The sequence below is a fragment of the Mesorhizobium waitakense genome, from assembly GCF_056431085.1.
This window is the reverse complement of record NZ_JBWKME010000160.1, coordinates 1-8,441: the sequence shown is the minus strand read 5'-3', so window position 1 is coordinate 8,441 and position 8,441 is coordinate 1. Positions and strand designations below refer to the sequence as shown.

Annotated in this window: 11 protein-coding genes and 1 tRNA gene; 10 read left to right on the top strand and 2 right to left on the bottom strand. The window is 61.0% G+C overall.

The features are described 5' to 3' along the window. The 10 genes from AC07FD_RS30570 to AC07FD_RS30525 form a co-directional block, all read left to right on the top strand. A partial coding sequence (locus tag AC07FD_RS30570) for an EF-Tu C-terminal domain-related protein (protein WP_455749504.1) occupies window positions 1-86 on the top strand: 86 nt, incomplete at its 5' end. 160 nt (window positions 87-246) lie between these two features. After that, window positions 247-1,920 (top strand): COG3904 family protein, encoded by a 1,674-nt coding sequence (locus tag AC07FD_RS30565; protein WP_478352875.1) that lies wholly within the window; start codon window positions 247-249, stop codon window positions 1,918-1,920. Window positions 1,921-2,043: 123 nt separating this feature from the next. Beyond that, complete coding sequence (locus AC07FD_RS30560; protein ID WP_457154153.1) at window positions 2,044-2,526, top strand: group II truncated hemoglobin; 483 nt, start codon at window positions 2,044-2,046, stop codon at window positions 2,524-2,526. A gap of 30 nt (window positions 2,527-2,556) precedes the next feature. Continuing rightward, window positions 2,557-3,108, top strand: coding sequence for a putative glycolipid-binding domain-containing protein (locus AC07FD_RS30555; protein ID WP_478352874.1), 552 nt, complete (start codon window positions 2,557-2,559; stop codon window positions 3,106-3,108). Between the two features lie 81 nt (window positions 3,109-3,189). Then, window positions 3,190-3,265: transfer RNA gene (locus AC07FD_RS30550), tRNA-Trp, on the top strand. A gap of 110 nt (window positions 3,266-3,375) precedes the next feature. Beyond that, window positions 3,376-4,593, top strand: coding sequence for a site-specific integrase (locus AC07FD_RS30545; protein ID WP_478352873.1), 1,218 nt, complete (start codon window positions 3,376-3,378; stop codon window positions 4,591-4,593). 209 nt (window positions 4,594-4,802) lie between these two features. Next, window positions 4,803-5,870, top strand: coding sequence for a MobA/MobL family protein (locus AC07FD_RS30540; protein ID WP_478352872.1), 1,068 nt, complete (start codon window positions 4,803-4,805; stop codon window positions 5,868-5,870). A gap of 86 nt (window positions 5,871-5,956) precedes the next feature. Next, complete coding sequence (locus AC07FD_RS30535; protein WP_478352871.1) at window positions 5,957-6,445, top strand: hypothetical protein; 489 nt, start codon at window positions 5,957-5,959, stop codon at window positions 6,443-6,445. A gap of 95 nt (window positions 6,446-6,540) precedes the next feature. Beyond that, entirely contained in the window at window positions 6,541-6,855 is a 315-nt protein-coding gene (locus AC07FD_RS30530) for a hypothetical protein (RefSeq protein WP_478352870.1), read from the top strand. Between the two features lie 21 nt (window positions 6,856-6,876). Further along, window positions 6,877-7,326: a hypothetical protein gene (locus AC07FD_RS30525; RefSeq protein ID WP_478352869.1), complete on the top strand. Its 450-nt coding sequence runs from the start codon at window positions 6,877-6,879 to the stop codon at window positions 7,324-7,326. A 15-nt stretch (window positions 7,327-7,341) separates the two neighbouring features. On the opposite strand, the gene AC07FD_RS30520 is transcribed toward AC07FD_RS30525, so the two are convergent. Both AC07FD_RS30520 and AC07FD_RS30515 read right to left on the bottom strand, forming a co-directional pair. Continuing rightward, complete coding sequence (locus tag AC07FD_RS30520; RefSeq protein ID WP_478352868.1) at window positions 7,342-7,884, bottom strand: hypothetical protein; 543 nt, start codon at window positions 7,882-7,884, stop codon at window positions 7,342-7,344. 11 nt (window positions 7,885-7,895) lie between these two features. Further along, a complete protein-coding gene (locus AC07FD_RS30515) occupies window positions 7,896-8,093 on the bottom strand; it encodes a hypothetical protein (protein WP_095090656.1) in 198 nt (65 codons plus the stop codon). Window positions 8,094-8,441 lie beyond the last annotated feature (348 nt).

Sequence of the window (8,441 nt, the reverse complement as noted above, 5' to 3'; positions counted from 1 at the left end):
TCGCCATGGAAGAGAAGCTGCGCTTCGCTATCCGTGAAGGCGGCCGCACCGTCGGTGCCGGCATCGTCGTCACCATCAAGGAATAACTGACCCCGGCATCCGCTGGGTCAGGTTCGAGACGGAAAGGGCGGTCCTTGGGGCCGCCCTTTTTCCTTTTGCCCGGCGGTCGTCGGGTGTTGTCGGTCGAACCCTGTTGCAAGCCTTTGGACCTCGTCTAGGATAGCTTGCATGGCGGGGCTTTTCCAGATGGTTCCAGGGCGCCTTTTGCATCGTCGGGCTTTGTGGTCGCTGCGGCTAATCTGCCTGCTGGCGTCGCTTGTCGCGGGGCATGCCGCCTTTGCGGCGGATACGGCGCCGGATCTCGGTCCGACGATGCGCTTTGTCGTCGTCCGCAGCAACGCACCGGGCTGCGAGCCGATCTGCCCGGAATGGATCTCCGCCGAAGGCTCGATAGAGGCCCGGACGCCGGTTCTGTTCAAACGCATGCTCAAAACGCTTGGCGGCCGAAATCTGCCGATCGTCGTCGATTCTCCCGGCGGCAATGTCGAGGCGGCGCTCACGCTTGGCAGGTTGATCCGCAAGAACAAGCTCGATATCGCCGTCGGCAAGACCCGGTTCGACGACTGTCTGCCCGACGTGAAAGACTGCGCGGAAAACGATGGCAGGGGCGCCCGCTATTTCGGCGATGCCTACGCCAGCGGCGCCATGTGCAATTCCGCCTGTCCGCTGATGTTTGCCGGCGGTATCCGGCGGTTGGTCGGTGAATCGGCCTATCTCGGCGTCCATCAGATCACCACGACCTATATCCGCACGAAACTGCAATATCGCACCACCTATCGCATCGTGGGCGGCAAGAAGAAGGTACTCAGCACAAGGATCGTCAGCCGGAAGAGTGCCGGCAGCTACAAGACGTACGAAATGAGCAAGGCGGTGGAGAAAAGGCTGGCGACCTATCTCGACGGGATGGGCGTCGGACCGGGCGTGCTCGAAACGATGAAGGACACCCCGGCCAGCGCAATCCACCAACTGGAAGTGCAAAACATGCTTCGGATGAAGATGGTCACCAGCCTGGATTCCGTTGACATGCTGACCGCTGGAACCATCTGCCGCGCCACTCCATTGCCCGAGAATTGCCGGGAAGTGCCGTCTCCGGCAGACAAGGCCACGCGGCCGGCCGCTGCCGAGGTGGGAAAAGTCGAGCCCGCCGCTGTCGCGCCGATCGAACCCGAAACCGTCCAGCAGGACAATGTCGCCGACATGCGCTTCGTTCTGGTGCGCGGCAAGAGTTTCCTCTGCGATCCCGATTGTCCGGAGTGGATCGCAGCGGAAGGCAGGATTACCGCCGAGACGCCACGGAAGCTGGGCCAACTGCTTGGCACCCTGGGGGATCGACGGCTGCCGGTCGTGATCAACTCGCCGGGAGGCGATCTTTCTGGTGCCCTTGCCGCCGGAAGGCTGATCCGCGAAAGCAAGCTCGACGTGGCGGTCGCGCGCACGGAGTTCATGGAATGCGAGCCGGAGAAGCCGGGCTGCACGGCTCAGGACGGCGTCTATGTCGGGCTCACCAATGATGCGTTGGGCGAATGCGATGCAGCCTGTCCGATCATGCTTGCGGGCGGTGTCAGACGCCTGGTCGGCCCCCATGCGCGGTTGCGCTTGCGGTCGCTGGAACTGGACCGGCAGGTCAAGACCTATCTCGAAGAGATGGCGGTCGGGCCTGACCTGTTTGCCGCGATAAAGCTCCATTCGAGCCAACGGCAGCTCGACCCCAGGAAGATGCTCAAAGTCGGGCTGACGACAGGGCCTCAATCGGCGGATGAACTGACCGGCGCTTCCATTTGCAAATCGGCCCCGAAGCCGGGCAATTGCCGCCTGGTATCGGCGCCCAAACTCCAGGCCAACGCGCCCACCAAGTCATAGTTTCGGCGGCACCGGTCGGCGGACTGGCCGTCGAGGCAGGTTGAGCCATCCCCGATAGTTCCACTATCGTCACCCCGGCATTGCCATCTCTGGCGCTGCTTAAGGGGCCAGTGGAGGAAACAAATGAGCCAGGACGTCCCGACATTGTACGAATGGGCTGGCGGCACCGAGGCGCTGAACCGGCTGACGGAAACCTTCTACGACAAGGTGCTTCGCGACCCGGTCGTCGGGCCGGTGTTCAGGAGCATGTCGCCGGACCATCCGGCCCATGTTGCGGCGTTCATCGGCGAGGTTTTCGGCGGACCGAAAACCTACAGCGAAAAATTCGGCGGCCACCGCGAGATGGTCATGCACCATCTGGGCAAGCATCTGACAGAGGAGCAGCGCCGCCGCTGGATCAATCTTCTGGCCGATGCCGCCGACGCGGTCGGCCTGCCCGACGATCCTGAATTCCGCTCGGCTTTCATGGGCTACGTCGAATGGGGCTCGCGGCTGGCCAAGATGAACTCCAATCTCGGCGAGACCTGCGATCCCGAGACGGAACCGATGCCGGCCTGGGGCTGGGGCGTGCCGGGTGGGCCGTACAGGCCGCCGGAAACAAAGTAGCCTCCAGTCGCCACGGGAGGTGTCGGGCTGATGCTGGAAGATATGAATATCGTGCGCTGGCACGAGTGGGATGGCCCCGGCCTCGAACACTTGCTGCTGCAGGAGCGGGCAGGGGAGTTCTGGGCCGACTCTGTCGTCATCTGTTCTGGTGAGACGCCTTTTGCCGTCCGCTACCGCATCGCCTGCAACGCGAACTGGCATGCCAGGAGTGTCACGGTCGACGTGATCGGCAGCGGCCAGACACTTGTCCTTGCCGCCGACGGCGACGGCCGCTGGACCGGGGACGGCCTGCCGATGCCCGAGCTCGACGGCGTCCTCGACCCTGATCTCACCGTCACGCCGTTCACCAACACGCTGCCGATCCGGCGCTTGCGGCTTTCGACGGGACAAAGTGCCGAGATCACCACCGCCTTCATCGATTTCCCGACCCTCACCGTCGTCGCCAACCCGCAGCGCTACACATGCCTCGAAGAGGGCAGGCGATATCTCTACGAATCGCGCGCCAGCGACTTCAAGCGGGAGCTCGAGATCGACCGCGACGGGCTGGTCGTCAGCTATCCCGATTTCTGGCGCAGGGGTTAAGGCGCGTTTGCTTGCAAACCACTCTTTACAGAGCGTGCGGAAGCTTTTAGGAAGCGCCTGCTGCGCCGACATGCGCACGATACGGGCATAGCTCAGTTGGTAGAGCGGCGGTCTCCAAAACCGCAGGTCGTAGGTTCGAGCCCTGCTGCCCGTGCCATTTCCCAAGGGAAATCAAGCACTTATAAATCGCCTTGTGTGGCGAGGAAGCCGAAGCTAGCCTTACACATCTCTTGCACAAACTTGCACGTGCTCAGGGAGTGGCTGGCGATGACGGAAAAGCACACGATTCTGGAAGGGAAAGTTCACGTCTATCGGCGCAACGAAAGCCCGATCTGGCACTGTTCGACCTTCCTGAAAGGCAAAAACTGGCGGGTCAGCACCAAGGAAGAGAGCCTTTCTCGGGCCAAAGACTGGGCAGAAGACTGGTATTTCGGGCTTAAGGACAAAGGCCGCCGGGGCGAGCTTGTCGCTGAGAAGACGTTCAAGGACGCTGCCGACCAGTTCACCACAGAGTACGAGGTCCTCACGGACGGAGAGCGGAACGCCCGCTGGGTCCAGGACCACTACCGGCGCGTCCGGGCTTACCTCGTGCCGTACTTTGGCAAGATGGGCCTTTCCACCATCAACGCCGGCACGGTGCAGGAGTATCGCATTTCCCGGATGACGCCGGAGGAGGGCAAGAAGCTCCCCTCACGCAGCACGCTTCACCATGAAACCGTCACGTTGCGACTGGTGCTGAAGACCGCTGTACGGCATCGCTGGCTGGCGCACCTGCCCGACGTCTCCCAGCCCTACAAGAAGTCCGCGAAGGTCGTGCACCGCGCCTGGTTTACACCAGAGGAGTACAAACAGCTGTACCAAGCGACGCGGGCGCACGCCGAGGAGACCCGGAAAGCCAGCAAGAAGGCGGCGGAAGGCGAGAAGGCCCATCGCGTGTGGTTGGCCGAGCAACTCCACGACAAGATCCTGTTCCTCGCGAATACCGGTCTCCGACCCGACGAAGCCAACTGGCTTGAGTATCGCGACGTGGAGGCCGTGAAGGACGAGGGAACGGGCCAAAAGATTTTGGAGATCCAGGTGCGGGGCAAGCGCGGGGTCGGGTACTGCAAGAGCACGTCCGGCGCCGTGTTCCCGTTCCAGCGAATGGTGACCCGGAACAAGCCCAAACCCACTGACCGGATTTTTCCGGTGGACCACAAGAAGCAGTTCAACGGCATCCTTGATAAGATCGGCCTCAAACTCGACCGCGAAGGCAACCGGCGGACGCTCTACTCGCTGCGCCACAGCTACATCAGCTTCAGGCTGCTGGAGGGCGCCGACATTTACCAAATCGCCAAAAACTGCCGGACGAGCGTCGAGATGATCGAGAAGCACTATGCGGTGCATCTCAAGAACCGCCTCGATGCCGCTGCCATCAATGTTCGTAAGCCCAGGCCAGCGAAACGGCAAAAGCCGTCGGAGACGCTTGACCTCTTCGAAAACTGAGCGCCGGGTGAGCTTGTGGATTTGACCGGAATTTGTTGCAATGCGTACAGCGCACCTACGCATCGCCCCAACGTGTACGCATTACAACGTGGGGGGCGACGCTTGCTCGGTTTTCTAACCGGTTGCGGGGCGCAAACCGGAGAAAACCGGCAGCTGCGCCAAGGGGGTAAACCCCCTTTGGAAACCCCGTCCGAGCCGTGGAGAGGCCCGTGGCCATTTACCACCTGAATGTCAAAAACATCAGCCGGGGCGACGGCCGGTCCGTGGTGACCGCCGCCGCCTATCGCGCGGGTGAAGTCCTGCCCAATGAGGCCGAGGAGCGCCTGTCGGACTTCGGCGGGCGTCGCGACGTCGTCGCGACCGAAATCCGCCTGCCTGCCGGAGCGCCTGGATGGATGGCTGAACGTGCCCGGCTCTGGAACGCCGTAGAGGCGGCAGAGAGGCGCAAGGACGCGCGTTTAGCCAAAGAGGTGGAGTTCGCCCTACCGGTCGAACTGCCACGCGCCGAATGGCTGGCTGTGGCGCGCACCATGGCTGACGCTTACACCGCGCAGGGGTTTGTCGTCGACCTGGCCATCCATGACGATGGAACCCGCCGCAATCCTCACGTTCATATGCTGATGACGACCCGCATTGTCGGTGAAGCAGGGTTTGGGCTAAAGATCCGCAGTGCCGATGGCAAGCAGTTCGTCACTGAGGCGAGGGCTCTTTGGGAACGGGTAGCCAACGCGGCGTTGGGCAAGGTCGGGCTCGCCGTAGCGATCGATGGCCGGAGTTATGCGAAGCGGCGGCTCGACCAAGTGGCGGGCCAGCATCGCGGCCCCGACCGGGATGAACGGCGGACACGCAGGATTTATGCGAAACTGGAGAGGGAGCCGATGATATCGCGAGAACCGGGTGAAGAAGACCTTCCCGTGCCCGACCCGGACGGCGACCCAATCCACCCGCGAGAGTTGGACACGGCCGAGGAACGGATGCTCGACGATATGCATCGTCCAGGCCCTCCAGAGGCTGGGCCTGAGACAGGCGACGTGACGGCCGCCCGCGCCGCTGTTGAGCGCGAGAATGCCTTGGAGACGACCGAGGACGATGCCGCGGCCTACCGGCTGGCCCCGGAAAACCTGCTGGACTGGCTGGACGACAAATCCACATCCCAAGATGTTCAAACCCTTGAGCGGTGGGAAAACCAACTGGACTGGTTCGACAACGGCCGACCGGAGCCGGTTGACGGCCCGGACCGCAGCCGGCTGGATGATCCGGAACGCGATCGGCGGTAGGCATATGCGTCATTTTTAGCGTGACTCATGTGGAGCGCGTACAAACGTGCGTATAGAGTTCCCAGAATTAGACGGAGGGCAACACTGTGAATGACCAGGAGGCACTCGCACTTTTGCACGACCAAGCTCGGACATTGAAACAGGCTATCGGCGATATCGAATCCACGATGCAAGCTTGGCTGCCGCGCATGGAAGCGGAAGCTAATGCCAAACGAATTATTACATTTCTGCAAGACCGCTATAGCGCACAACGGGAGTTAATCTACGAACTAGGCACGGTAGCGAAGGAGATCGAGGAGTTAGAGCGCCATGTCGGCGCGCATGATGCCCAAAGTAACGGTCGCCGTATCGGCTCCGATCGGGAAAGCCCTCTGGCATGGCTCGAATTGGTTGAGGCCGTCCAGTATGGGTCACCGGAGGATCAATTGGACTGGTTCAGGGAGGGCTTGGCAGAAAATCCGCCAAACCTCGATGAACCGGGCGCCGCCCGGCGGCCCGCCGAGCAGGAGGCGCAACGCGAGCCCTCATCCGACGACCTCTTGGGCTGGCTGCCGGGTCGCGGCCGCTTCCTATAAGCCACGGTAAGCTTTCGGTGACTTCGCATCGGCGGTTCTTGCTCTGGGGCAAGGTAGCACTTGCGGGATGCTCAAACCCGTCCCATCATAGTTTCATGACCAAGGTACACAGAGGATCTGTTTTCGGCATCCGCGAACTGACGGACGAGCAGCGCGCCCGGGCGCGCAAGGAATTGGAATGGCTGGAAACGGACCTGATCCGGCGCCGCAAGCGGCTTGCCTATTGGACCATGCGCAAAACGCAGGCCGAAACCATGCCGGAATTCCCGGAGCATCTGCGGGAGGGCACCTTTCATTTTTATGGCCGCGCCCAGGACCTGGTGAAATCCGGGGAGAAGCTCCGGGCCTACCTGGTCGCCGAGCTGCAAGCCCAGCCGGAACATCAGGCCGCCTATCACTACCAGCACTAGGGTGCTTTGGGGGACTGCACGATGGGTAAACAGGAAGACCTGGCGCGGCTGCATGACCACGCAGAATCACTGGATAAGTCGATCGCCGGGCTCGACCACGACATCGAGCGCGCAACCCATGAACTGGCTGCCGGGGGCGACCCCGGCCAGTTGATTTCCTATCTGGAGGAGCGCCACAGCACCCAGCTTGGCTACATGTATGACCTCGGCAAGACCGATGCGCGGATCGAGGACCTGGAAGAGCTCCTCCGCGAGGAGCAGGAGCAGCCGCAAGAACGGGTCCTCGCCGACAGCCTTGAGGAGGCCCTTCCCGTCACGCGGGAAGATCACCTCGACTGGTTCAAACAATCACTCGCCGACAACCCGCCCCAGCTTGACGAGCAGGAGCTGGCTGAACCCGTGATGGTGCGGGAGATGGAACGCGAACCGGCGCACGAAGACCATCTGGACTGGTTTTCAGACCGACGTTAGCCCGAAATGCCAATTTTAGTGAAAAACGATCGGCGTCGAAAACTTCCGCAGGAACGAGAGTAGAAGACGGAATTTGTATTTACGTGGCTGCCGCTCGTGCAAGGCCTTGATGGCCTTTTGCATCTCTTCTCCGGTTATCCGATCAAGATCGAGGTATCTGATCTCGATCGTCCGGTTCATGCGGGTGCGGAGCGTGATGTCGTAGATGATGATGCCCATTACTAAAGCGGTCACCTTCGCGGGAAATTCGCCGAGCAAGGTCGGGACTTCACCGGTCGCGTTGGCATAGCGGACGAAGGGGATGTCGACCAGAGCCTCGATGAGCGTTGCGATCGTGAGAAGCTCGCGCTTTTCAGGTCGATACCGCTCGAGCGGCAGGGGCGCAGCGAGCTCTGCCCATTGGTTTCGGGCGTATTCGACTTGCTGCAGGTTGAGCTTTGGGGAGCATCCATAGTGGCCAGCGATAAAGGACACGGCTTTGACGCACACGATTAAAAACCCCGCGCTCTCAATGGCATCCGCAGGGCTCGTAAAGACGTACCGATTGTCGGTGTACAAAAGACGCCCCCTTAACGGGGGCGTTTGGCATAGTGAGCGTTCGTTCTTTCGATAAGACGATCGATGTCCGCCACTGTCACAGCGTTACGCGGAACCTTGTTGTCCAGTTTGCGAAGCCGCGCCGTCAACTTGACGGTCTTCGGCACTTCGGCGTTTCTGAAATAGTCTTCGACGGTGCCGCCGGCTGGGTCAAAAGTGATGTCGGGCATTGATGTTCCTCTGTTGGCCGGAGAGGGCCAACCGCCCTCGAGGGCGATGTGGTGGTCGTCAACTGCAATATTGCATCAAAATTATGAATGCGTAGCTTTTCATAAACGAGGATGCATATGAAATAGTCATAAAATTCAGCCTGTTGCCGAAATGATGCAGATCGATAAGTTCAACGAGATTCTGTCGACCTTGCTTAGCGAACATTGTCGCTTCGGCGGTCATATCGGCGCGTAACGCGGGGCGGGGCTGAGCAGCGGCAGGAAGCCCGCCGCTGCTTTTTAATGCACGCAGACCTGATACCAAGAGTCATTGGGTTTGACCGACATGGGCCCATTCTCGCATTCCGA

Coding starts and splice junctions, on each gene's coding strand:
- AC07FD_RS30525 (WP_478352869.1), top strand. CDS start 6,877: ATGGGTAAACAGGAAGACCTGGCGCGGCTGCATGACCACGCAGAATCA.
- AC07FD_RS30560 (WP_457154153.1), top strand. CDS start 2,044: ATGAGCCAGGACGTCCCGACATTGTACGAATGGGCTGGCGGCACCGAG.
- AC07FD_RS30555 (WP_478352874.1), top strand. CDS start 2,557: ATGCTGGAAGATATGAATATCGTGCGCTGGCACGAGTGGGATGGCCCC.
- AC07FD_RS30565 (WP_478352875.1), top strand. CDS start 247: ATGGTTCCAGGGCGCCTTTTGCATCGTCGGGCTTTGTGGTCGCTGCGG.
- AC07FD_RS30515 (WP_095090656.1), bottom strand. CDS start 8,093: ATGCCCGACATCACTTTTGACCCAGCCGGCGGCACCGTCGAAGACTAT.
- AC07FD_RS30545 (WP_478352873.1), top strand. CDS start 3,376: ATGACGGAAAAGCACACGATTCTGGAAGGGAAAGTTCACGTCTATCGG.
- AC07FD_RS30530 (WP_478352870.1), top strand. CDS start 6,541: ATGACCAAGGTACACAGAGGATCTGTTTTCGGCATCCGCGAACTGACG.